This is a genomic window from Heliomarina baculiformis, assembly GCF_019966545.1.
In the GTDB taxonomy this organism is placed as follows: domain Bacteria; phylum Pseudomonadota; class Alphaproteobacteria; order Rhodobacterales; family Rhodobacteraceae; genus Heliomarina; species Heliomarina baculiformis.
Genome location: NZ_JAIMIC010000002.1, coordinates 358,668 through 382,928, shown reverse-complemented (window position 1 = coordinate 382,928; position 24,261 = coordinate 358,668). Strand labels below are relative to the sequence as shown.

Here is a 24,261-nt window from a genome sequence, read left to right as displayed (position 1 = left end):
AAAAAAATTGATCGCAATTTTTTCCGAAATTTCTTCAAGAAATTTCCAGCGCGCCGATGCGGAGGGTCAGCCTGCCTTGTCCAGTTCGAAAGCGTCATGCAGCGCCTGCACGGCAAGCTCCATGTACTTGCGATCGATCAGGACAGAAATCTTGATCTCGGAGGTCGTGATCACCTTGATGTTGATCGCCTCATCGGACAGGACACGGAACATCTTGGCCGCGACACCCGTGTGCGAGCGCATTCCGATCCCGACGACCGACACCTTGCACACGTTCGTATCGGCCACCAGTTCCGAGAAGTTCAGCACGCCATCTGCCTTGGCCGCGGCCAGCGCCTTGTCGGCGCGAGCAACCTGATCGGTCGGGCAGGAAAAGGTCATGTCCGTGCGACCCTCTTCCGAGATGTTCTGCACGATCATGTCGACGTTCACATTCGCATCGGACAGCGCGGTAAAGATCGTGGCGGCGATGCCCGGACGGTCGGCAACCGACAAAAGCGTCATCTTGGCCTCGTCACGGGAATGGGCGACACCGGCGACTACATTGGATTCCATAATCTCATCCTCATCACAGACAAGCGTTCCCGCCTCGTCCGACTGTTCCTCAAAGCTCGACAACACCCGCAGGCGCACCTTGTAGCGCATGGCGAGCTCGACCGAGCGGGTCTGAAGCACCTTGGCCCCAAGCGATGCCAGTTCGAGCATCTCTTCAAAGGCGATCCTGTCAAGTTTGCGGGCTTTTTCGCAGATGCGCGGATCGGTCGTATAAACGCCATCCACATCCGTGTAGATATCGCAGCGTTCCGCCCCAAAGGCCGCCGCAAAGGCCACGGCAGTCGTATCCGACCCGCCCCGTCCCAGCGTGGTGATCCGTCCCTCGGGACTCACGCCCTGAAAGCCCGCGACAACGGCCACGCGCATTCCCTGCTCGAACCGGCCCATGATGTTCTCGGTCGGGATTTCTTCGATCCGTGCGGCGGAATGGCTCGACGTGGTCTTGACCGGTACCTGCCAGCCTTGCCAGCTGCGCGCGGGCACGTCCATTTCCTGAAGCGTCAGCGCCATCAGCCCGGCGGTCACGTTTTCACCGCTCGACACTACCGCGTCGTATTCACGCGCGTCGTACATGGGCGAGGTTTCATTGACCCAGCCAACCAGCTCGTTGGTCTTGCCCGACATGGCGGAAACGATGACGATAACATCATAGCCCTTGGCGACTTCGACACCGACGCGTTTCGCCGCCCGCTTGATGCGATCAAGCGTTGCCACCGAGGTGCCCCCGAATTTCATCACGAGAACGGGCATGTTACTTCCTTCGTGCCTAAGAACGCGCCCGCTTTACTTGCGGTAAACACCAAGGGCAACAGGTTTTACATGCGCCAAAGTCTCAATCAGAACGGATGCGCGCGCCCGTCCCATGTCTCGAAACAACCGGTGGTCTCGACCGACAGCGCCTCGAAACGCGATTTCAGCCCCCGGGCTGCCTCATCCACATCGATATCGGCCGTGCCGCCGCCCATATCGGTGCGCACCCAGCCAGGGTGATAGATGCCGACGGCAATGTCTTCAACCTGCAGATCCGTGGCAAGGTTGCGCCCAAGGTTCAGCGCCGCCGCCTTGGAAGCGCGATAGATATAACTGCCTCCCGGCGCCCGTTCCTGCGAGGCCATCTGCGAGGAAATGATCGCGATTTTCGGGGCCAACGCCATGCGCAGGCTTGGCAGCAGCGACTGGATCGTCAGGAAGACACCGGTCACGTTGACCGCGAACATGTCGGCCCAAAGCTCGGGCGCGAACCCGTCGTCAAGCTTTTGCCCCTTGTCGAGATAAACACCCGCGTTGCAGACGAGCAGATCGAGCGGCTCTCCGGTCAGCGCTTGCGCCAGATGGCGATGTGATTCCGGATCGGTCACGTCCAGCTTGGCATCGCCCGACGTGTCGCGCGCCGTGGCGATCACCGTCTCTCCGGCGTCGCGATACACATTTGCAATCGCCTGCCCGATGCCGCGATTACCTCCGGTGATCAAAACTTTCATCAGTTCGCTTTTCTGGTTGGGAGGAAAGGGAGCGGCGCGACCGGCACGCCTTCGTCGACCAGCTTCTTGGCCTCGTCCAGTCGTGCTTCGCCATAGATGGCGCGTTCAGGGGCCTCGCCTGCATGCATCGCGCGGGCTTCGCTCACGAACTTGTCACCGACGTAGCTTGCGTTTTTCTCGATGTTCTTACGCAATTCGGCCAGCGCCTGTTCCGCCGGGCTGCGTTCCTTGGCAAGCGCCGGTGCCGGCTTTTGCCCTTCGCGCGCGGCTCCGACACGCGGCGTCATCATCGCCTTTTCGACGTCAGATCCGCCACATACGCTGCATTCCACCATTCCCGCCCCGGCAAGCCGGTCAAAGGCGCTGGCGGACTGAAACCAGCTGTCGAATGTGTGCCCGTTCGAGCATTTCAAGGCGTATTGAATCATGGTCGTGCCAAGTTAAACCGTTGTGCTTTAATTATTTGTTGAATTGTTAAGATCAAGACCTGTCAGCGCAACTGCTGCGGACGAAAGTCTCTCAAAATCCGCGCCAGTTCCGGCTCGACCACACGCGCCGCAGCTTTCTTGGGCGAAAACCATTTTACACGCCGTTGATTTTGCTCTGGAAATTCCGGGTCGAGGGATTTGACGCGCACCGGATAGACCATGACGACACAAGGCAGCGTCCCGTTCTGGGCGCTGGTCTTGTTATAGGCATAAAGCCCGACGCACTGATTAATGGCAGCACCAATCACGCCCGCCTCTTCCCATGCTTCGCGGGCGGCGGATCGCGCCGGTGTCAGCTTGTCGATGGGCCAGCCCTTGGGAATGATCCAGCGTTTGCTCCGGCGCGACGTGATAAGAAGGATTTTGACCTTGCCGTTTTCCACGCGATAGCAGAGCGCACCGAACTGAGTGCGTACGTCGCTTTTGTGCGTCGCGCGGATGCGCATCGGCAATTGCCTTATCATCTGGTCTTCCCACTTCCTGCGGGTTTTTCCCTGTCAGGAAAAACTACAATGGGACGCAGCCCAGTTCACGCGATTTCTCACCTGAAGCCGGAAAAACCGACGGGCGGTTGCAGAAATCTCCGATGCCCGCCCTAGCGCAGAGGCTTGGCCATCCGCCGATTGAGTCGGGTCACCAACTCGGCCTCGGAGACGCCCGAGTCGATGGCCAGACGGCGCAGGCCAAAGTGGACCTGGGCGATTTCCTGGTAGTAGCTGGTAAAGAGATAATTCGTCGTCGCCCCGGCCACGGCCCCCAAGAGAGGCACCGTCTGCGTTGCGAGTTTCTGCCCCAGAACGGTGGCCAGTTTCGGCGCAACCGCCGCGATCATCCGGTGCATCGTCGGGCCGGTCAGGGTCAGCCGCAGCGTGACAAAAGAGAGATCGGCCCCGTCGTCCTGATCCAGCGGCCCTGCCGCGGCAAAGACCCGAAGACAGTCGAACTGTACGCTTTCCTCGTCGGGGTTGAACCCGTTCTCGGCCGCAACGCCCTGTATCGCGCGCATCAGAACGGTGGTCGTCGCCGGAAGCTCTATCATCGCGGTTGGCAATCCGCCCATGCCTCCGGCCGCACCCATAGCGGTGGTCATCGCGGTGTTGATCCACGCCTTCTGGTCCGGCACCTGCCGGCGCGACTGACGCGCGCCCTCCATCGCGACTTTCAGCGCTGCCTGGGTCGCGCCTTCCATGCCGTTGCGGATCGGCGTGGGCAGACGATCAAGCAGGTTCTCGGCACGGCTGCCGAGCACGTTCAGCAGCCGCATGCCAATCCCGCTGGCCGCACGGTAACGCTTTGCCAGCCTGTCAAGCTCTGCCTCGGCGTCCACTGGCCGTGCCATCACGATGTCATTCATGCCAAACCCTCCCGGCTTCCCGATAAGATTGGCACGAATGCGCGGCATTTCAATCAAGTTATGCGTCCCAGCGGGTCACATCTCCGCAGATGCCCAGCCATGCATCGTCAATCAAAGCCCGGCCAAGCACCCGGTCGGGGTTGGTGGGCGGTGGCATATGTACGTCATCCAGCCGCTCGAACCCGAAGCGCGAATAATAGGGCGCATCGCCAACCAGCATGACGCGCTCCCACCCGGTTTCGGCGGCTTTCTGCAAGGTGCCCTGGATCAGCAGCGCCCCCAGCCCTTCGCCCTGGTGCGTCGGGTGCACAGCGACCGGCCCCAGCAACAGCGACCGCGCCGCACCGATTCGGACCGGCCAGTACCGGATCGCCCCGGCGAGAATGCCCTGCGCATCGCGCGCAACCGTCGAGAGGCCCGCAACCGGCGGCACATCCTCGCGCAGCCGGTACGAAGAAAGGGCAGTCCGGCCCGGCGCGAAACACAGATCGAAAAGCGCTTCGACCTCCCACCAGTCGCTCGCAAGTTCCGGATGCATGTCGATCAAAGGGGCATACACGGGAGAGGCTGGCTTTCTTTAAGTCTATTTGGTGGCAATCCGCGTATCACGCCGCTATCCCTAGGGCAAACGTCAGGAGTTATCTAATGTTCTATCGCCCCGAAGATGGCCACGGCCTGCCCCATAACCCGTTCAACGCTATCGTCACGCCGCGCCCGATCGGCTGGATCTCGACCCGCAACGCCGCAGGGCAGAACAACCTTGCGCCCTATTCCTTTTTCAACGCCATCGCCTATTTCCCGCCGCAGGTGATGTTTTCCTCGACCAGCGCCAAGGACGATCAGGACGGCACCAAGGACAGCGTCGCCAATATCCGCGAGACCGGCGTTTTCTGTGTCAACATCGTTGAATACGAAATGCGCAACGCGATGAACGAGACCTCCATGAACCTGCCCAAGGAGGAGGACGAATTCAAAGTCGCCGGGCTCGATTTCGAGGAATGCGAAACCATCAACTGCCCCCGCGTCGCCGGTGCGCCCGCCGCGCTGGAATGCAAGCTGACCCGGATCATCGACCTGCCGGGCGAAGCCAACCGTCTCGTGCTGGGCGAAGTCACCGGTGTCCATATCCGCGACAACTGCTTGGTCGATGGCCGGTTCGACATAACCACGTTCCATCCACTGTCGCGTCTTGGGTATCGTGACTACACTCGTGTGACCGACCTGTTCGAACTCACGCGCCCCGACGACTGATCCGGACCAAGGGCGGAACGGTGCACCGCCGACGTACAGGGGGTGTACAGGTTGTGCATCGATATCACCCCCCCTGTTTTCGGTCAGATCGGCTCGATCAGGTCGGGCCCGCTGGCCCGGTTCGAATTGACCTTGGGATCGACCCGATACCAGCTCAGAACGTCCTCGTCCCCCGGCACCATGAGCCGGGCCGCCCCGCGGCCCGCCTCCCCCAGCCAGAGCGGCCAGTTCTCCGGTTCCACGATCAGCGGCATGCGGTGATGCAGCTCTGAAACCCGCTTGTTCGCCGCCGTCGTGACAATGGCGCAGGTGTCCTGCGTTTCGTCCTTGCCCCAGCCTTGCCAGATACCGCCAAAGGCAATCGGTTCACCATCCTGACGCTGGAAATACCACGGCAAACGGTTGCCCTTCTCATCCTTGGTCCACTCAAAGAACCCGGTCGCAAGGATCAGGCAGCGCCGCTCACGACAGGCGGATTTGAAGGCCGGTTTGTCCGCCACCGTCTCGGCCCGCGCATTGATCAGAAGCGGGCCGTAATTCTCGGCCTTGTACCAGTGCGGCAGGAACCCCCAGCGCATCGAGACCAGCCGCCGACCGCTGTCTTCGCCCAGAATCACATGTACCTGATTTGTCGGGCAGACATTAAAATTCGGCACTGGGGGCAAGGCATTAGCGGGCTTGGCCGCGAAAAGCTGGGCCATCGCATCCGGAGGCAGGGTGACTGCAAATCTACCGCACATATCCGACAGTCTAGATTTACACGCGGCTTAGTAAAGCCGATAGATGGGCTCAAAAAAGCGTCTTCACAAACCAAACACGTGATAATATTCGGCGGGAAACGGCAGATCATCGAAAACGCGATTGTGTCTTCCGCCAATTAAGGCAAATGACACTTCCATGACAGTTCAGTCTGACCTGACGACATGTATGACGCTGCTTCAGGGCGGCCGACAGAAAGCTGCCTATGACGCCGCCCGAAAAGCCATGGGCCGTCACAAGACCCAGCCTGAATTTCCCAATATCGCGGGTATCGCACTCTGCGGTAACGGGAAATACGCCGAAGGCATCCAGTATTTCAAAAAGGCTCTGAACCTCAGCGCGGATTTCAGCGATGCGCGCAAGAACCTTGCCCAGACGATGATCCTGCTTGGCCAGTTCGCCCCTGCAGAAACCCAGCTTGCCCGGCTGGTGCGCGAAACCCCGCGCGACGGGGCGGTCTGGTATCTGCTGGCGCAGGCGCGGTTGCAGACCGGACAACTGGAGCAGGCGCTTGAGGATATCGAACAAGCCATTTTGATCGACCCGAAACAGGCGCGTAATCATAACCTGCGTGGCTTGCTGCATGACAGGCTCGGCCAGCCCGCAGAGGCGCTGGAGGCTTTCGAGAAAGCGCTGGCGCTGAACCCGAATGACGTGGAAACACTGGTCAATATCAGCCTGCCGCTGGCGCGCCAGCTTCGCGTGGATGAGGCGACCGATGCCGTCCGCCGCGCCGTGGCTCTTGCCCCCGGCCATCTCGCCGCGCGCCTGCGGCTGGGGATGACCATGCTAGAAGCGGGCCAGACCGAAGAGGCAAAGGCCGCTTTTGCTGCGGCAATCGAGATCGACCCGCTGAATGGCGAAGCCTACGAACAGCTGGTGACGCTGAACGATGCCGACGCGAACGAGGCGCTTGGCCCCGCGGTCCGACGGGCCTACAGGAAAGCGCCAAAGAACAGCGAGACCCGCGCGGCGCTGGCCTTTGCGCAGGCCCGCATGGCGCAGCAGCAGGGCGACGCCGAAGAAGCTGCCGAATGGCTGAGGGACGCCAACCGGAACATGGCCGCCCTGCGCCCCTTTGACAGCGAGGCGGACGAGGCGTTCAACGACAGGATCCTCGCGCGGTTCCCCGCCCCGCTGACACTTTCAACGAAGGGCGGGAACAAAAACGGTCCGCGCCCGATCTACGTTCTCGGCCTGCCGCGCTCCGGCACGACCCTTGCCGAAGCGGTGCTTGGCGCGCATCCCCGTGTCAGCGCCTTGGGCGAACGCGCCACCGCCGGCATCGCGATCTATCCCCTGATAGATTCAGATGCCGAATTCGACGCCGACGTCTTTCGCAGGATGGAGGCCGCAGCCCTGCCGCCGCTCCCCGATGGCACGCAGGCTTTCGTCGATAAAATGCCCGAAAATTATAGGCTTATCGGTTTCCTCAAGACCGCGCACCCCGAATGCCGGATCATCAATATGCGCCGCGATCCGCGCGATATCGCGCTTTCGATGTGGCGTGGCCGGTTCACCGGACGGGCGCTCGATTACACCTATGACCAGCAGACGATGGCACGGCGATTCAACACCTATGCCCGGATGATGGCCCACTGGCACAAGGTGCTGCCCGGCCAGATCCTTGACCTGTCCTACGAAGAGATGGTTTCCAATATCGACAGCGCCAGCCGTTCCCTCGCCGACTGGTGCGGGTTGGAATGGGATGCCGCGATGGCCCGCCCGAACGAATCCGCCGGTCAGGTTCTCACCATGAGCGCGGCGCAGATCCGCCAGCCCGTGCATCAACGCTCAGTCGGGGGGTGGAGAGCACATGAAGCCATGCTGCGTGAGTTCATCGACAAACTTGATCCGGCGCTGTGGCCGGAGATTGAAGGCGACTGAAGGGTTACGCCTCGATGGTGCTGACCGCGAACAGCGCTGGCGCCTCAAAGGATACGCTCCCCTCGGCCCCCACATAGCCCGCAAGCCGCTCGCGCGCTTTTTCCTTGAGCGTCTGCATCATCGTGGCGTCCACCATGCGTGCCAGAGTCCAGCCGCCGATTTCCGTGTCGAGCCAATCGCTTAGCGAGGCATGCCGGATCATCCCGACCTTTCGGGAAATCTGCACATGCGGCAGCCCGCCCTTGTCGAGTACTTCCTCGAACGCCTCGCCCTCGCCAAGACAAAAGGGCGCCTTGAGCGCTTCGGCCCCGTCATTGCCAACAACTTCACCCACCAGCGGGATCAGGTCGCGATAGCCCGGTGATTTCTCCCACGCCTCGAATACGGCGACGGCAACCTTTCCGCCCGGCTTGCAGACCCGCGCCATTTCGGTCAGCGCCCGGGGCCGGTCAGCAAAGAACATCAGCCCGAACTGGCACAGCACCGCGTCGAACTGACCATCTTCAAAGGGCAGGTTTTCGGCCACTGCATGTTGGAAATCGACTTCGCGGGCATGTCGGCGCGCCACCGTCAGCATGCCCTCGTTAATGTCGACAGCCGTCACGCGGGCACCGGTGGCCGCCGCGACACGCGCCACCACGCCCGTACCTGTCGCGACATCCAGAACCTTGTCGCCCGGACCGGCCCCGGACAGCTCTACCAGCCACGGCGCGAACTGGCCAAAGAGCGCCGGAACAAAGAAGTTTTCATAAACAGCGGCGGCCTCGGCAGTGATCTGACCTGCGGCGGCCTTTTCCATTTGCTCAGCCATGACAGTTCCTCCCTCACTGCTGACGCAGGGACAGTATACCACGAAACGTCAGTGATTTCTGCGGAGAGGCCGAGCCACCGACTTTTTACCTGATCGTACCAGAGCGACGGGATCGAGGCAGAATAATATGGCGAGTTCAAAATGAAAACGGAGGCCGAAGCCCCCGTTCCCATCGTCTTTTACCAGCAGAACGCCAGCGGTCACTTCACCGCGATGCGGCCATCCGTATAGGGCTTGTAGGGGGCTTTCTCGGCCAGATACTCCGCCGTCACTTCCGCAAGATCCGGCCCGAAGTCATAGGCGTTCTGGGCATCCGTGAACATCTTGTAACCGTCGCCACCGCTGCGCACGTAGTTGTTCGACACAACGCCGTAAAGCTTGTCCATCTCGACCGGTGCGCCGCCAATCATGACGTCGCTGACACGCTCGCCCGCGGGCTTAGAAGCGTCAAAGGCATAGGTCATGCCGGCGACCTGCGCGAAACGTCCCGCTCCCTCCTCGATCTGGCTCACGCCGTTTTCCAGCGCCTCGACAAGCGTTGCGCCGGTGACCTGAAAGGTCGACAAGGTGTTCTGGAAGGGCAGCACCGTCAGCACTTCGCCCATGGTGACCTCGCCCGCGTCGATGCTGGCCCGGATACCGCCGCCGTTCTGGATCGCGACGTCGATACCCTGATCCTTGACCCGGTCGAGCATCGCATCCGCGATCAGGTTGCCCATGGTGCATTCCTGACTGCGGCAGGTTTCACGATCACCGCCGATGGCCTCGTCCGTCTGGGCGACCACCTTGTTGCGGATCTCGTCCAGCGGTTTGGCCGCCTCGACGATCCGAGCAATGGTCTCTTCATCCTCGACCACGGCGGCATCCATCAGAAGCGGCGCGCCGCTTGCTTCGATCACCTTGCCATCGTCGTCAAAAGTGACGTTCAGCTCACCAAGAAACTTGCCATAGGCATAGGCCGAAACGATCGCCGTATCGCCCACCATTGTCGGATAAGGCCCCTCTGCGCGTTCCATATCGCCCAATAGCGTATTCGTATGCCCGCCCACGATCACATCGACACCGGTGGTTTGCTCGGCCAGTTCCAGATCAACCCCATAACCGGAATGCGACAGCACAATGATCTTGTTCACGCCCATCTCGGTCAGCTTGTCGACTTCGCCCTGCACCGCGTCGGCGGGGACGGTAAAGATGACGTTCGGGCCGGGGCTGGCAAGCTCATCCGTGTCCTGCGGGGTCAGGCCGATCAGGCCGATCTTTTCACCGTTCTTTTCGATCACGGTGGATTTCTTGAGCACATCGGCCAGCAGCGGCTCACCGCTGACATCGGCGTTGCTCATGAGGATGGGAAATTCGAGCGCGTCCATGAAGCCGCGCAGTACTTCGGGCCCATCGTCGAATTCGTGGTTGCCCACAGTCATCGCGTCATAGCCCATCTTGTTCATCATTTCGGCGGCCAGTTTGCCCTTGTAATAGGTATAAAACAGCGTGCCCTGGAACTGGTCGCCGCCGTCAACGAGCAGAGAATTGTCGAGCCGCGCACGGGCATCGCGGATTGCGCTCATCAGACGGGCAGAACCGCCGAAACACTTGCCTTCGGTGTTGTCTTCGGAAGAGCAACCGCTGTCGTACTTGTTGATCGGTTCGAACCGGGCATGGAAATCGTTGGTGTGCAGAATCGTCAGTAAATAGTCGGCAGCGGCCGCACCGGCACTCAGGCCAAGCGCCGCAGCAGACATCAGGAATCGGTTCATCATTATTACTCTCCCGGTTGGTTATGCGCGAATGGTGCGCCATTTCCGCTGGCCCTGTCAAAGCTCTCATGCGGCTTGTCGCAGGGGCAATTCGCACCGCGCGCCGATGCCTCTCCCGAGACGCCTTTTACATGGGCAAAAGCGCGCACTCTTGACCGGATCGTCAAAGACCGGCATCTGCAAACCATGCTGATCTACAAGATATTCCGCTCCCCCGAATGGGAGGCACTGGTTGCCGATGGGTCCACGCTGGGCGCGCCCATCGACATCGACGACGGGTTTGTTCATTTCTCGACCGCCGAACAGGCTGCCGAGACCGCCGCGAAACATTTCGCCGGGGTCGATGGGCTGGTTCTTTTGGCTGTCGAGGCCGACTCGCTTGGCGATGCGCTGCACTGGGAGCCCTCGCGTGATGGCGCCCTGTTCCCACATCTCTACCGCCCGTTGCGGATCGACGATGTGAGCTGGCACAAGCCGCTGCCGCTGGTTGACGGTGTACACCAGTTCCCGGAGGACATGGCGTGAGCCTGATCGAGCGTCTTGGCCTTGCCTTCATGCACCGGATCGATCCGGAAACAGCGCATGGGGTGGCCATTCTCGCCCTTCAAAACGGGCTGACGCCCAAGCCGGGACCGGTCACGTCCGACCGGTTGCGCTGCACTTTCGCCGGGATCGACCTGCCCAATCCGGTTGGTCTGGCGGCGGGGTTCGACAAAAACGCGACCGTTATCGCGCCCCTGTCACAATCAGGCTTCGGGTTCATCGAGGTCGGCGCCGCCACCCCGCGTCCGCAGCCCGGCAACCCCAAGCCACGCCTGTTCCGGCTGAGCGAGGACCTCGCCGCGATCAATCGCTTCGGGTTCAACAATGACGGGATGGAAGCAATCGGTGCGCGCCTTGCGGGCCGACCAAAGGACGCTGTGATCGGTCTGAACCTTGGTGCGAACAAGGACAGCACCGACAGGGCGGGCGATTTCGCCGCCGTGCTGCGTCATTGCGGGGCGCATCTGGATTTCGCCACGGTCAATGTCTCCTCCCCCAACACGGAAAAGCTGCGCGACCTTCAGGGCAAGGCGGCGCTGACCGCCCTGCTGAACGGTGTCATGGAGGCGCGTGCCGAGTTGCCACGGCCGGTACCTGTGTTCCTGAAGATTGCACCGGACCTTGAGACAAGCGAATTGCAGGACATTGCCGAAGTTGCGCGTGACACCGGGATCGACGCGATCATCGCGACGAACACGACCCTGTCGCGCGAGGGGTTGAAAAGCGCCCATGCGGGCGAGACCGGCGGTCTATCCGGCGCGCCCCTGTTCGAGAAATCGACCCGTGTTCTGGCACAGTTGTCGCAGATGACGGACGGGTCCATCCCGCTGATCGGCGTCGGCGGCATCGGCTCGGCCGAGCAGGCCTATGCCAAGATCTGTGCGGGTGCTTCGGCAGTGCAGGTCTACACGGCGCTGGTCTATCACGGTCTAGCGCTGGTGTGCGAAATCGCGACAGGTCTCGACCGCCTGCTGGCGCGGGATGGGTTCGCAAACGTGGCCGATGCGGTCGGCAGCAAGAGGAATGACTGGCTATGATCACCTATTGGCACAACCCGCGCTGTTCCAAATCCCGTCAAGGGCTGGCGCTGCTTGAGGAAACCGGCGCCGAGATCACCGTGCGCAAGTACCTTGAGGACGCGCCCGATATTGCCGAGATCACCGCCGCGTGGGCAGCGCTTGGCAAGCCGCCGGTCGCCGACATGATGCGCACGGGCGAGAAAGTCTTTCGCGAAGAGGGTCTATCCAAGGGTGATGACAGCGGCAAGCTGCTGGCAGCGATGGCCGCGCATCCGATCCTGATCGAGCGTCCCTTGGCGATTAAGGACGGCCGCGCCGTGATCGGTCGCCCGCCCGAGGCGCTGCTCGAGTTGCTCTGAACGCGGCCCCTTTTACCACGCTCTCCGGGACATTAAGTTAATGCCAACAAGGAGAGCCTCCATGACCCGATTTTCCGTACTCGATCTGTCGCCCATCGTCGAGGGCAGCACCGCCGCTGAATCGCTCGCCAGCACGCTGGAACTGGCGCAGCATGCCGAAGCGCTTGGTTTCACGCGGTTCTGGCTGGCCGAACATCACAACATGCCGGGCATCGCCTCGGCGGCGACCTCTGTGGTGATCGGCCATGTGCTGGGCGGCACCAAGACGATCCGCGTCGGCTCGGGCGGGGTGATGCTGCCAAATCACGCACCGCTGGTCATTGCCGAGCAGTTCGGCACCCTTGCGACGCTCTACCCCGACCGCGTCGATCTGGGGTTGGGCCGCGCGCCTGGCACTGATGGTAAGACCGCATGGGCGCTGCGCCGCAACATGAACCAAAGCGACGAGTTCCCGCGCGATGTGGTAGAACTGATGGGCTATCTTGGCGACAAGGCGCCGGGGCAGCCGATCATGGCGGTGCCGGGCGTGGGAACCAAGGTGCCGGTCTATATCCTCGGCTCAAGCCTTTATGGCGCGGAACTGGCTGCGCAGCTTGGCCTGCCCTATGCCTTCGCATCGCATTTCGCTCCCGCCGCGCTGGATCAGGCCCTTGCGATCTATCTCGATCACTTCAAACCCTCGGCCATGCTCGACAAACCTTATTTCATCCTTGCCGCCAATGTCTTCGGCGCCGAGGATGACGAAACAGGCGCCTATCTCAAGACGTCGATGCAGCAGGCATTTGTCCGGCTGCGCACGGGCCAGCCCGGCCCCTTGCCGCGCCCGGTGCGCAACATCAGCGAACATGTCGATCCGGCGATGGTGCGCATGGTCGATCAGGCGCTCAGCGTCTCGGTCACCGGCGCGCCGGAAACCGTCGAGAAGGGCATCAGTGACCTGATCGAACGTTACGCTCCGGACGAGATCATGTTCAACGGTCAGATCCATGACCAGCAGGCCCGGTTGCGTTCATTTGAAATTGCCGCCAAAGCGATGCAATCATTGAATGCCCGCCAGCAAGCGGCGGAATAGGGAGGAATTACATGACGAAACCTGCGTTTGACCTGACCGGCAAGGTGGCGCTTGTCACCGGCGGCAATGGAGGCATCGGCCTTGGGATCGCCGATGCGATGGCCGCCGCCGGGGCCAACATTGCAATCTGGGGCACCAATGCGGACAAGAATGCCGCCGCCGTTGAGCAGATTCGCGCACATGGCGTCGAGGCCGAAGCCTTTGTCTGCAACGTGGCCGACCGGGACGTGGTCGATGCGCAGATGGCCGAAACGCTGAACCGTTTTGGCCGGATCGACGGATGTTTCGCCAATGCGGGCGTGTCGGGACGCGGCGCCCGGTCCTTCCTTGAAATCACGCCCGATGAATGGAAGCGCGTGCTGTCGGTCAATCTCGACGGCGTCTACCACACTTATCAGGCCGTGCTGCGCCACATGGTCGAACGGTCCGAAGCGGGTGATACCGGTGGTCGTCTGGTTGCCATGTCGAGCCTCGCCTCGGTCTCCGGCGCGGCGCGCAGCGAGCATTACGCGGCCTCCAAGGGGGCGCTGAACGCGATGACCTATGCGCTGGCAGTGGAATTCGCGCGCTACGGGATCACCGCGAACGCGATCCTGCCGGGCTGGATCGCAACCGACATGACACAGGACGCGATGGCGAACCAGAAATTCGCCGAGAACGCGGGCAAGCGTATCCCTGCCCGCCGCTGGGGCGCGCCCGAGGATTTCGGCGGCATCGCCTGCTATCTTCTGTCGGATGCCTCGGCCTATCACACCGGCCAGCTCTTGCAGATCGACGGTGGTTACTGGCGGTTCTAGGCAGACTTTGAAAACAGTGAACGCGCCAGCAGAGGCGCGTTCGCTATTTTGGAGGATGCTGAGAGGGACGCCCTCGTCAGATCACTACTTCGATCAGGTACGGACCCTTGGTTTCCAGCCCGTGTTCGATAGCACGGGTCAAGTCATCGGCCTGTTCGACCCGCACGCCGTCGACTCCCATGCCCTTGGCCATCGACACCCAGTCAAGCGCCGGACGGTCGAGCGAGAGCATGTCCACCGCCCGCGGACCGGGGTTCTGGACACCGACATTGGTCAGTTCGCCGCGCAGGATCTGGTAGCTGCCGTTGGACATGATCAGCACGGTGATATCGAGTTCCTCGCGTGCCATGGTCCAGAGCGACTGCACCGTGTACATGGCGCTGCCGTCCCCGACCAAAGCCATAACTTTACGATCCGGGCAGGCCACCGCGCAGCCAATTGACACCGGCAGGCTATAGCCAATGGAACCGCCGCAATTGTTGATCCATGTATGCGGCGGCGTCCCTGCGGTATCCGGGAAGAACGCGCGGCCCGTGGTCAGCGATTCATCTACGACGATAGCGTCTTGCGGGATCGTGGCGGCCAGCGCCTGCGCGATGGTGTCCGGATTGTTCTTGCCGGTCGGCATGTCGACTTCCTTGCGCTCGGCGAGAACCGGTTCGCAATCGTCTGCGCCGGTCGCGCTCACCAGCGCGTCAAGGACCGCGTCGAGATCACCGCTGGCCCCGGCCAGTTCGACAATCTCACAGCCTTCGCGGGTCAAGACGGCAGGCTTGCCGGGATAGGCGAAGAAGCCGATGGGCGCCCGTGCGCCTACGAGAACAACCTTTTTGTACGGCTCGAGTTCTTTGAGCGCGATGTCGATCGGATAAGGCACGCGGTTGATAACAACCCTCCCCGCGCCGCGTTCAAGCCGCTGGTTCGACCATTCCGACAAAAGCTTGCAGCCAGTTTTCACCGCGATCTTGCCCGCCAGTTCGAGGTTCTCCGCGCTCAGCGCCTCGCCACCCAGCAAGAGAAGCGTATCCTCGCCATCCAGCGCCTTTGCGGCCTTTTCGAGCATGGCCGGGTCCATCGGGTCTCGCGCGGGCGGTTCACCGGCCACATGCACCTCACCGCCCTCGTTCCACGCGGTATCGCTTGGCAGGATCAGGGTCGCGATCTGCCCGGCCCCGGTCCGCGCCGCCTGAACCGCGTCGGCCCCGGCCTTGCCCACGTCCTCGGCGCGCTCGGAGGTATGCACCCAATGCGACACCGGACGCGCAAGCCCCTGAATATCAGACATCAGCGGCGCATCGAGCTTGCGGTGCGTTTCGGCATGTTCGCCGACGATGTTCACAACGGAGGAGTTCGCCTTTTTCGTATTGTGCAGGTTGGCGATGCCATTGGCGAGCCCCGGCCCGAGGTGCAGCAGCGTACAGGCCGGTTTCCGCGCCATCCGGTAATAGCCATCGGCGGCCCCTGTCGCGACACCTTCAAAGAGCGCCAGCACCGAGCGCATCCCCGCCACATGGTCAAGCGCGGCCACAAAGTGCATCTCGGAGGTGCCCGGGTTGGTAAAGCAGGTATCTACTCCGCTATCCACCAGACTTCGCACAAGGCTTTCGGCTCCGTTCATTTCTTTTCCTTTCCAGTTCAATATGTTGAGCAAATCACAATCCGTGATCCCGCTTTATCCCTGCCAGCGCGACCAGCGCTGCATCGCGCCGGTGGACCAGCGTGTCGCGGTCCTGCCCGGCCAGTTCCCTTTCGACCCCGGCGATCAGTTCTTCCTGCAATTCTGGCGTCAGCGCGCTTTGGCCAAGCTCGCCCCAGCGGACCTCTTGCGTGGGTCCGAGATGTTCGAGGTAATGGCGATAGCCACCCGCGCCGCCACCGAGATGATAGAGAAGATGCGGCCCCATCAGCGCCCAGCGCATTCCCGGCCCATAAGCGATTGCCTTGTCGATATCTTCGACATCCGCGATGCCTTCGGCAACCATATGCACCGCTTCTCGGTAAAGCGCCGAGGTCAGACGATTGGCCAGATGGCCCGCCACCTCTTTCTTGACACGGATCGGCACCCGGTTCAGCGCGCGATAGATCGCTTCGGCGCGGTCAACCACGCCGGGAGAGGTCGCCTGACCGGCGACAAGTTCGACCATGGGCACCATGTGTGGCGGGTTCATCGGGTGGGCAACAAGGATACGTTCGGGGTGCTGCGCGCCCGCCTGAATATCGCTGGCCTTCAGTGAAGAGGTGCTCGACGCGATGATCACGTCGGGCCCGATGTGTTTTTCCAGTTCGGCGACGAGATCCTTTTTAACCGCGATCCGGTCCGGCGCGTTTTCCTGAATGAATTCTGCTTCACCCAAGGCGCTGATGTCCGGAGAAACGATCACCGGCCCCCATGTATCCGTCTCGGTCAGCCCAAGCGCCCGCAGATTGGGCCATGCGTCGGCCAGAAAGGTCGAGAGTTCAGCCGCCGCTTCGTTGCGCGGATCGACAACGATCACCTTGGCGCCATGGGCAAGGAACAGGCTTGCCCAGCTCATCCCGATCAGACCGCCGCCGAGAACGCCGAAAACGGGCAGATCGGTCATGCTGATTCCCAGTAGGGAACGCGCAGGTCCTTCTTGAGGATTTTCCCGATCGAGCTGCGCGGCAGTTCCTCGCGGATCTCGACGGCTGACAGCCGCTGGCTCTTGCCGAGTTTGTTATTCGCGGCTTCACAGATCTCCTCTGCGCTGCGCTTTGCGCCGTTGCGCAAGACCACCAACCCAAGAGGCGTTTCGCCCCATGCCTCGGACGGGACACCGATCACCGCCGCGTCGATCACATCCGGATCGTTCAACAGGACAAGTTCCAGATCATTGGCATAGATATTCAGACCGCCGGAAATGATCATGTCCTTCTTGCGGTCGGACAGGACCAGAAAGCCATCCTCGTCAAAGCTGCCCATGTCGCCGGAGCGAAAATAGATATCGCCAGCCGCGTCGCGCCAGATGTAATCTTCGGTCAGGTCCTCGCGCCCGTAATACCCGGCCATCATGGTCGGCGACCGGCCGCAGATTTCACCCACCTGCCCGGGCGCGACTTCGCGTCCTTCGGTATCGATCAGCTTGATCACGCAGTTTGGCGCGGGCTTGCCCACTGTATGCAGCTTGTCCGGCGTCTCATCGGCGATGAGAACCGTCACGCCCCCGCCCTCGGTCAGCCCGTAATACTCGCACAGTTTGCCCGGAAAGCGTTTCAGCACGTCGGCTTTCACATCTGCCCGCAGCGGGGCCGAGGTCGAGAATTTCACCCTCATTGTGGAAAGGTCGAAATCGTCGAAACCGGGAACATCCATGATGCGTTTGTACTGAACGGGGACCAGCATCGTATGCGTGATCTTTTCATTTTCGACCAGCTCAAGGTAGCCACGCGCGTCGAATTTCGGCATCAGGACCACGGTCGAGCCGCCCACCAGAGTCGGCAGGAACGCCACAATGGTCGTGTTGGAATAGAGCGGAGTCGACAGCAGCGTGCGCGCGTTCTGGTCGTAGCCATTGGCGCTGACGCGGTCCATCTGCGCCGCCCGCATCCAGTGGTTATGGAGGATGCCCTTGGGCGTGCCTGTCGTCCCCGAGGAATAGATCAGGTTCACCGCATCGGTCATCTCGATCGGTATCATCGGATCGGTGACCGGGGCCTTTTCCAGCATATCCTCGTAATCGGCAAAGCCCGAGGCATCGAAATCGATTGCGACCTTCTCGGCACTCAGCCGGTCAAGGAAGGGCGCGGCAAGATCGCGGTACTGGTTGGCGAGAAAGAGCATCCGGGCCCCGCAATCGGCCAGCATCTTTTCCAGAGCGTCAGGCGATGCCATCGTCGAGAGTGGGGTGATGCAGGCCCCCGCCCGGATGATCCCCATGAACAGCTCGGCATAGGCGATGGAATTCGGGGAGAGCACGGCAACATTGTCGCCCTTCCCGACGCCACGCGCGATCAGCGCATTCGCGACCCGGTTGATGCGCGTGTCAAAGTCGCCCCAGTTCAGCCGTTCGTCACCGCAGATCAGCGCCTCTTGATCGGGGTTCTTTCGGGCGCTGGCACGTACCATGTCCACCACCGTCAGTTTCGGCGGCGTTTCTGGCATCGGAGGAGTTATGTCGATCATTTTTCGCTATTCGGTTTTCAATTCCACTTTCGCGTGACCTTAGGGCAAGCCTTTGGAAACACAAGCCACCTTGGTCGGACAATCCGACCGTCAAGCAAACCGATAGGTGCCGCCCCGCTCAAGCGCGCGCTGCCAGGCGGGGCGTTCATGCATGGCCTGAACAAAGGCGGCGAGTTTCGGGTAGCGTTTGCCGCCATCCTGTTTCACGGCAATCTCCGCAGGGAAGCTCAGCATGATATCGGCGGCTGAAAGGTCATCGAGCACGAAATGGCCCGAGGGGCGCAGCATGTGTTCCATGAACTGAAAATGGCTGTCGAGCTGCTGCTCGATGCGCGGTTTGAGCGGTTCGCCTGCCGAACCCAACCTGCCGGTATACAGTTGCAGCAGGATCGGCGTCATCGCAGAGCCTTCGGCGAAATGCATCAGCTCCATATGGGTGATCGCTTCGTCGCTGCCCTTGCGCGGCAACAGGTGCCGGCCGAACTGGTTGCAGACATATTCGACGATGGCTCCGCTTTCGGCGATTTTGCGCCCGTTCTCTTCCAGCACCGGCGATTTCCCCAGCGGATGAACGGAGGCCAGCTCGGAAGGTGCGAGATTCGTCACCGGGTCGCGTTCGTACCGGCGCAGTTGATACTCGATTTCCAGCTCTTCCAGCAGCCACAGGATTCGCTGGGATCTGGAATTGTTCAGGTGGTGAACGATGAACATGTACTTCTCCCCTAGTCGGGGCAGAGAGTGGTCGCCCGCAGCCGGAATGGCAAGGGAAGACGGGACCGGAATGTTACCTGAAAGCAGCGTCCTGTGCGGACGTCCCGCCCGGAAATGCAAAAGGGCGCCCTGTGAAGGACGCCCTTCGATTGATCAACTGATACCGCCTCAGAGAGCGGCCTGGAAAAGCGCCAGCGTGTTCTCGGAGGTCATCTTGACCGGGTTGCCGCCGACACTCGGATCTTCGAGCGCCATCGCGGTGAGTTCGTCGAGACGGTTGTCGCCGACACCCAGATCGCGCAAGCCGTTTGGAATGCCCAGCTCTTTGCGCAGCGCCATCACGCGGTCGTAAAAACCGGTGTAGCCGCCAGAGATGCCCATATAGGCCGCTGCCTGCGCCAAGCGCGATTCGACCTCGGGGCGGTTGAAATCGAGCACCGCAGGCATCACCACCGCGTTGGTCGTGCCGTGGTGCGTGTTATAGACCGCGCCAATCGGGTGGCTCAGCGCATGGATCGCGCCAAGGCCCTTTTGAAAGGCCGTCGCGCCCATGGCTGCCGCGCTCATCATATGCGCGCGTGCCTTAATGTCGGAACCATCCGCATAGGCGCGCGGCAGGTATTCATTCACCAGACGCAGACCTTCGAGCGCGATGCCCTGGCTCATCGGATGGTAATGGGGCGAGCAGAAGGCCTCGAGACAATGGGCGAAAGCGTCCATACCGGTGCCTGCCGTGATCATCTTGGGCATGCCCACGGTCAATTCCGGGTCGCAGATCACGACCTGCGGCAGCACCTTGGGATGGAAGATGATCTTTTTCACATGGGTTTCGGAATTGGTGATGACGCTGGCGCGGCCCACTTCGGAACCGGTCCCTGCGGTGGTCGGAACGGCGATGATCGGTGCGATTCCGGCTGGATCGGCGCGGGTCCACCAGTCGCCGATGTCCTCGAAATCCCAGACCGGGCGCGACTGACCGGACATGAAAGCCACCATCTTGCCCAGATCGAGCCCCGAGCCGCCACCAAAAGCGATGACCCCGTCATGATCGCCGTCACGATAGACCTTGAGTCCGGCGGCGAGGTTGATTTCATTCGGATTGGGATCGACCTCGGAGAAGATCGCGCGGCCAAGCCCCGCCCCTTCAAGGATGTCGAGCGCCTGAAGGGTGATCGGCAGGGAGGCAAGCCCCTTGTCTGTCACCAGAAGCGGCTTGCTCATCCCGCAGGCGACGCAGGCCTCGGCCAGTTCCGCGATGCGGCCCGCGCCAAATTTGATTGCGGTCGGATAGGACCAGTTACCGGTCAGGTTCATTTCGTCACCTTTTTCAGATGGTAGGATTTGGGTCGGGTCAGGTTGTGATAGCCGATTTCGGACAGCGAGCCGCCCTTGCCGGTGCTCTTGCAACCGGTCCAGCAAAGCGCAGGGTCAAGGTAATCGGCGCGGTTCATGAAAACGGTGCCGGTTTCGATCTCAGCGCCCAGCGCCTCGGCGCGTTCCACGTCCTGCGTCCAGAGCGAGGCGGTGAGACCAAACTCGCTGTCGTTCATCAGTTCAAGCGCCTCGGCATCGGATTTGACCGGCATGATGCCGACAACCGGGCCAAAGCTTTCTTCGCGCATCACCCGCATGGAATGATCCACATTTGTGAGGATCTGCGGGGTCAGGTAGGCGCCGCCATCGTCACCGGCCATGGTTTCGATATGCGCCTTGGCCCCGGCCTCGATCGCCTCGTCGGTCTGGGCGCGCACCAGTTCGGCAAAGCGCACATGCGCCATCGGACCGATGTCAGTTGTCTTCTCAAGCGGGTTGCCAAGCATATAGCCATTCACGATCTCAAGCGCGCGGCCGAGGAAATCATCGAACAGGTTCTCATGCACGTAGATCCGTTCGATGCCACAGCAGCACTGGCCCGAGTTGAACATGGCCCCATCGATCAGCGTATCGACCGCCGCCTGCACATCAGCGTCTTCCATGACATAGCCGGGGTCCTTGCCGCCAAGCTCAAGCCCGACGCCGGTGAAGGTGCCAGCCGCAGCGCGTTCGATGGTCTGCCCTGCCCCGACCGAGCCGGTGAAGTTGACGAAGCCAAAGGATTTAGCCGCGATCAGGTCCGAGGTTGTTGAATGGTCAAGGAATACGTTCTGGAACACATCCTCGGGCACGCCCGCTTCGTGGAACGCCCGCGCCATGCGTTCGCCCACAAGCAACGTCTGGGTCGCGTGTTTCAACAACACAGTGTTGCCCGCGATCAGCGCGGGGGCGACGCCGTTGATCGCCGTCATATAGGGATAGTTCCACGGCGCGATGATCAGCACGACACCATGCGGTTCGCGTTTGATCAGGCGGCGGAAGGTGGCGCCATCCTCGATCTCGATCGGGGCAAGGCCTTTTTCGGCGATCTCCGCCATGTATGAGGCGCGTTCATTGAAACCGCCGAATTCGCCGCCGTAACGCACCGGGCGTCCCATCATATGGGCCAGTTCGGGCACGATCTCGTCATTCATTTCGCCGATGCGGGCGACGCCTTTCATCACGAGGTCAATCCGTTCCTGAACCGGGCGCGCCGCCCAGTCCTTCTGAGCGCGCCGCGCGCGGGCGACGGCGTTTTCGGCGTCAGTGCCGGAGAGCACCGCGCGTTCGGCATAGACCGACCCGTCGATGGGCGAGATACATTTCAAAACCTGTGTCATCATTGGTCCTTTGTGGAACCGGTGCGGGTGAGGCACCGGGTTCTTCTGTGAATTGCATGGTCCCGCGCGGACCGGCGTTTGGATCAGGCGCGTTCGAACCCGCGCGCGATTTCCCAATCGGTCACCGCGGAATCAAAGCTTTCCTGCTCCCATTCCGCAGCCCGCGTATAGTGACGGATCACCTCTTCGCCAAACGCTTCCTTGAGCATGGACGAACCGGCCATCGCCACCGTCGCCGCGATCAGCGAAGTCGGGATTTCCTCGGCCTTGCCTTCATAGGCGTCGCCGGTCAGCGCCTCACCCGGATCGAGCTTTTCCTCGATCCCGCGAATGCCTGCCGCAAACAACGCGGCCATTGCCAGATAAGGGTTCATGTCCGATCCCGGCACCCGGCATTCGATCCGCACGGCGGGTGAACTGTCGCCGCAAAGTCGGAAGGCAGCGGTGCGGTTGTCGACGGACCAGACCCGCCGCGTCGGGGCAAAACTGCCCTTTTGAAAGCGTTTGTAGCTGTTGACGTAGGGCGCAAGGAACCACGTCACGTCGCCCGCATAGGCCAGCAACCCACCAAGGAAATGCCGCGCCAGTTCCGACATGCCCAGATCGGCGTCCTTGTCGTAAAAGACAGAGTTGCCATCCTTGTCACGCAGAGACATGTGAATATGCGCCGCCGAGCCGACCCGGTCGGGCCGCCACTTGGGCAGGAAGCTGACCGCGTGGCCCTGCTGCCAGCCGATTTCCTTTGCGGCATGCTTGGAAATCGTGTGGTGATCAGCAGTTTCCATGGCCCCGCCATAGCGGATGTTAAGCTCTTCCTGTCCGGCCTCGGCCTCGCCCTTGGAGCCTTCGACCGGGATGCCGGAATTGTAGAGCCCGTTGCGCAGGGTGCGCATCACGTTCTCTTCCTTGGTGGTCTGAAGGATCGAGTAATCCTCGTTATAGCCCGAGATCGGCTCGAGATTGCGATACTGGCCCTTGCGCAGCGCATCGAAGCTCTGCTCGAAGATGAAAAATTCCAGCTCGGTCGCGGTGATCGGCGAATATCCCATATCAGCAAGCCGCGCGATCTGCGCCTTGAGCAACGCACGCGGTGAATGGGCAACCGGCGCGTGGCCGTGGTGATCCATGATGTCCGAAAGCACCATCGCGGTGCCTTCCAGCCACGCGACCCGGCGCAGGGTGCTGAGGTCGGGCTTCATCGTGTAATCGCCATAACCGCGTTCCCAGCTTGTCGATTCATACCCCTCGACCGTCCACATCTCGAGATCGGTGGCGAGCAGGTAGTTACAGCAATGGGTCTCTTCCCATGCGCTGTCGCAGAAATGCGCGGCGTGAAACCGTTTTCCCATCAGGCGGCCCTGCATGTCGATGACGCAGACCAGAACGGTATCGATCTCGCCCGTCTGGCTCAGGGCGCGCAATTCATCAAGTGTCAGCTGTCCGGGCATTTCCAAAATCCTCTTGTCAATAAAGCCCCGGCCAAAAGCCGGGACTTCTGTTCGTTAAGACGGGGTGTAACCCGGGGGCGCTTAGCCGTAGCGGTAGGGACGCCCAGCCGCGCGCATGTCGGCATTGTACTTCTTGAAGATCTCGACAACCTTCGCCTTGGTTTCGGATTCCGCAGCGATTTCATCCCAGAAGGCCGAAGCCGCATTTTCGACCTGTTCCCATTCCTCGTCGGGGATGGTGGTCAGTTCCATCTTGGTGCCATTGACACGCAGGTCGGCCTCACCGCCCCAATACCAGTACTGGCGGTAGTAGTGGCTGTCCGCACAGCAGACTTCGAACAGGGTCTTGAGATCGTCGGGCAGTTCGTTCCAGCGCTCCATATTGGCAAAGAAGTGGCCGATCCAAGCGCCCGAGATGTTGTTGGTCAGGAAGTAGTTGGTCACATCCGCCCAGCCGACGGTGTAATCCTCGGTGATGCCGGACCATGCCACACCGTCGAGTTCGCCGGTCTGAACCGCAACCTCGATGTCTTCCCACGGCAGCGTGACAGGCACGACGCCGAACTGGCTGAGGAAGCGGCCAGCGGTCGGGAAGGTAAAGATGCGCTTGCCCTTGAGGTCGGCCAGCGAGTTGATCGGATCCTTGGTTGCGAAATGGCAGGGATCCCAGGACCCGGCGCTGACATGCTTGACGCCGACTTTTTCGTATTCCGCCTTCCAGATCTCATCGAGACCATAGCGTTCGAACAGCACCGGCACGTCCAGCGAATAGCGCGAACCAAAGGGGAAGTAGCCGCCGAAAACGGTGACTTCGGTCGGCGACGCCATGGAGTCATCGTCGGACTGAACCGCGTCGATCGTGCCACGCTGCAGGGCCTGGAACAGTTCGCCCGTAGGGACAAGCTGGTCGGCGTAATAGACTTCGATTTCCATCCGGTCGCCGGCGATCTGGTTGAACTTCTTGATCGCGGGGTCCAGCACGTGCTCGGCCAGCGCGGCACCGGCATAGGTCTGCAGACGCCAGGTGATCTTGCTTTGCGCAATCGCGGGCGCAGCCAGCGCAGCGGCCGGAGCGGCAGCGGCGGTGGTCAGGAACTTACGTCTTGTTGTCATCTTCACTCTCTCCTTGTGGATATGA

At 61.4% G+C, this 24,261-nt stretch carries 24 protein-coding genes; 7 read left to right on the top strand and 17 right to left on the bottom strand.

The annotated features are described in order from the left end of the window. Positions 1 to 66 precede the first annotated feature (66 nt). The 6 genes from MF268_RS05445 to MF268_RS05420 form a co-directional block, all read right to left on the bottom strand. Positions 67 to 1,305 carry an aspartate kinase gene (locus tag MF268_RS05445; RefSeq protein WP_238369880.1) on the bottom strand — a complete coding sequence of 413 codons (1,239 nt, stop codon included), beginning with the start codon at positions 1,303 to 1,305 and terminating at the stop codon, positions 67 to 69. Positions 1,306 to 1,391: 86 nt separating this feature from the next. Then, the gene (locus MF268_RS05440; RefSeq protein ID WP_238369879.1) at positions 1,392 to 2,036 is read right to left on the bottom strand and encodes an SDR family NAD(P)-dependent oxidoreductase; all 645 of its coding nucleotides are present in this window, start codon (positions 2,034 to 2,036) and stop codon (positions 1,392 to 1,394) included. Beyond that, positions 2,036 to 2,464 (bottom strand): DUF1178 family protein, encoded by a 429-nt coding sequence (locus MF268_RS05435; protein ID WP_238369878.1) that lies wholly within the window; start codon positions 2,462 to 2,464, stop codon positions 2,036 to 2,038. Before MF268_RS05435 ends, MF268_RS05440 begins: the two co-directional genes overlap by 1 nt. Before the next feature lie 62 nt (positions 2,465 to 2,526). Beyond that, positions 2,527 to 2,988, bottom strand: a complete 462-nt coding sequence (locus MF268_RS05430; protein ID WP_238369877.1) for an NUDIX hydrolase — start codon at positions 2,986 to 2,988, stop codon at positions 2,527 to 2,529. 131 nt (positions 2,989 to 3,119) lie between these two features. After that, positions 3,120 to 3,878 carry an EcsC family protein gene (locus MF268_RS05425; protein WP_238369876.1) on the bottom strand — a complete coding sequence of 253 codons (759 nt, stop codon included), beginning with the start codon at positions 3,876 to 3,878 and terminating at the stop codon, positions 3,120 to 3,122. A 58-nt stretch (positions 3,879 to 3,936) separates the two neighbouring features. Next, positions 3,937 to 4,416 (bottom strand): GNAT family N-acetyltransferase, encoded by a 480-nt coding sequence (locus tag MF268_RS05420; RefSeq protein WP_238370213.1) that lies wholly within the window; start codon positions 4,414 to 4,416, stop codon positions 3,937 to 3,939. Positions 4,417 to 4,523: 107 nt separating this feature from the next. On the opposite strand from MF268_RS05420, the gene MF268_RS05415 reads away from it, so the two are divergent. Further along, positions 4,524 to 5,129, top strand: coding sequence for a flavin reductase family protein (locus MF268_RS05415; protein ID WP_238369875.1), 606 nt, complete (start codon positions 4,524 to 4,526; stop codon positions 5,127 to 5,129). Between the two features lie 83 nt (positions 5,130 to 5,212). Here MF268_RS05415 and MF268_RS05410 read toward each other — a convergent pair whose 3' ends face one another. After that, entirely contained in the window at positions 5,213 to 5,869 is a 657-nt protein-coding gene (locus MF268_RS05410; protein WP_238369874.1) for an SOS response-associated peptidase, read from the bottom strand. A gap of 157 nt (positions 5,870 to 6,026) precedes the next feature. Here MF268_RS05410 and MF268_RS05405 point away from each other — a divergent pair, with 157 nt between their 5' ends. After that, the gene (locus MF268_RS05405) at positions 6,027 to 7,775 is read left to right on the top strand and encodes a tetratricopeptide repeat-containing sulfotransferase family protein (protein ID WP_238369873.1); all 1,749 of its coding nucleotides are present in this window, start codon (positions 6,027 to 6,029) and stop codon (positions 7,773 to 7,775) included. 4 nt (positions 7,776 to 7,779) lie between these two features. Here the strand turns inward: MF268_RS05405 and MF268_RS05400 are convergent, their stop codons facing one another. Beyond that, complete coding sequence (locus tag MF268_RS05400) at positions 7,780 to 8,586, bottom strand: class I SAM-dependent methyltransferase (protein WP_238369872.1); 807 nt, start codon at positions 8,584 to 8,586, stop codon at positions 7,780 to 7,782. Between the two features lie 200 nt (positions 8,587 to 8,786). After that, positions 8,787 to 10,340, bottom strand: coding sequence for a bifunctional metallophosphatase/5'-nucleotidase (locus MF268_RS05395; protein WP_238370212.1), 1,554 nt, complete (start codon positions 10,338 to 10,340; stop codon positions 8,787 to 8,789). Positions 10,341 to 10,526: 186 nt separating this feature from the next. Here MF268_RS05395 and MF268_RS05390 point away from each other — a divergent pair, with 186 nt between their 5' ends. From MF268_RS05390 to MF268_RS05370, 5 genes are all read left to right on the top strand, one after another. Further along, the gene (locus MF268_RS05390; RefSeq protein ID WP_238370211.1) at positions 10,527 to 10,865 is read left to right on the top strand and encodes a DUF952 domain-containing protein; all 339 of its coding nucleotides are present in this window, start codon (positions 10,527 to 10,529) and stop codon (positions 10,863 to 10,865) included. Next, a complete protein-coding gene (locus MF268_RS05385) occupies positions 10,862 to 11,920 on the top strand; it encodes a quinone-dependent dihydroorotate dehydrogenase (protein ID WP_238369871.1) in 1,059 nt (352 codons plus the stop codon). Before MF268_RS05390 ends, MF268_RS05385 begins: the two co-directional genes overlap by 4 nt. Continuing rightward, positions 11,917 to 12,261, top strand: a complete 345-nt coding sequence (arsC, locus tag MF268_RS05380; RefSeq protein ID WP_238369870.1) for an arsenate reductase (glutaredoxin) — start codon at positions 11,917 to 11,919, stop codon at positions 12,259 to 12,261. The genes MF268_RS05385 and arsC overlap by 4 nt, the downstream gene beginning before the upstream one ends. A 61-nt stretch (positions 12,262 to 12,322) precedes the next feature. After that, complete coding sequence (locus MF268_RS05375) at positions 12,323 to 13,333, top strand: LLM class flavin-dependent oxidoreductase (RefSeq protein WP_238369869.1); 1,011 nt, start codon at positions 12,323 to 12,325, stop codon at positions 13,331 to 13,333. Between the two features lie 11 nt (positions 13,334 to 13,344). Continuing rightward, complete coding sequence (locus MF268_RS05370) at positions 13,345 to 14,130, top strand: SDR family NAD(P)-dependent oxidoreductase (protein ID WP_238369868.1); 786 nt, start codon at positions 13,345 to 13,347, stop codon at positions 14,128 to 14,130. A gap of 76 nt (positions 14,131 to 14,206) precedes the next feature. On the opposite strand, the gene MF268_RS05365 is transcribed toward MF268_RS05370, so the two are convergent. From MF268_RS05365 to MF268_RS05330, 8 genes are all read right to left on the bottom strand, one after another. Beyond that, positions 14,207 to 15,748 (bottom strand): acetolactate synthase large subunit, encoded by a 1,542-nt coding sequence (locus MF268_RS05365; RefSeq protein ID WP_238369867.1) that lies wholly within the window; start codon positions 15,746 to 15,748, stop codon positions 14,207 to 14,209. A 34-nt stretch (positions 15,749 to 15,782) separates the two neighbouring features. After that, entirely contained in the window at positions 15,783 to 16,712 is a 930-nt protein-coding gene (locus MF268_RS05360; RefSeq protein WP_238369866.1) for a 3-hydroxyacyl-CoA dehydrogenase NAD-binding domain-containing protein, read from the bottom strand. Then, positions 16,709 to 18,271 (bottom strand): class I adenylate-forming enzyme family protein, encoded by a 1,563-nt coding sequence (locus tag MF268_RS05355; protein WP_238369865.1) that lies wholly within the window; start codon positions 18,269 to 18,271, stop codon positions 16,709 to 16,711. The genes MF268_RS05360 and MF268_RS05355 overlap by 4 nt, the downstream gene beginning before the upstream one ends. Before the next feature lie 90 nt (positions 18,272 to 18,361). Continuing rightward, positions 18,362 to 18,982, bottom strand: a complete 621-nt coding sequence (locus tag MF268_RS05350; protein WP_238369864.1) for a glutathione S-transferase family protein — start codon at positions 18,980 to 18,982, stop codon at positions 18,362 to 18,364. Between the two features lie 168 nt (positions 18,983 to 19,150). Next, a complete protein-coding gene (locus tag MF268_RS05345) occupies positions 19,151 to 20,296 on the bottom strand; it encodes an iron-containing alcohol dehydrogenase (protein ID WP_238369863.1) in 1,146 nt (381 codons plus the stop codon). Continuing rightward, the gene (locus MF268_RS05340; RefSeq protein WP_238369862.1) at positions 20,293 to 21,675 is read right to left on the bottom strand and encodes an aldehyde dehydrogenase family protein; all 1,383 of its coding nucleotides are present in this window, start codon (positions 21,673 to 21,675) and stop codon (positions 20,293 to 20,295) included. The genes MF268_RS05345 and MF268_RS05340 overlap by 4 nt, the downstream gene beginning before the upstream one ends. An 83-nt stretch (positions 21,676 to 21,758) precedes the next feature. Further along, complete coding sequence (locus MF268_RS05335) at positions 21,759 to 23,123, bottom strand: glutamine synthetase family protein (protein ID WP_238369861.1); 1,365 nt, start codon at positions 23,121 to 23,123, stop codon at positions 21,759 to 21,761. Between the two features lie 81 nt (positions 23,124 to 23,204). Next, on the bottom strand, positions 23,205 to 24,236 hold the full coding sequence (locus MF268_RS05330) for a TRAP transporter substrate-binding protein (RefSeq protein WP_238369860.1): 1,032 nt from the start codon (positions 24,234 to 24,236) through the stop codon (positions 23,205 to 23,207). Between the last annotated feature and the right edge of the window lie 25 nt (positions 24,237 to 24,261).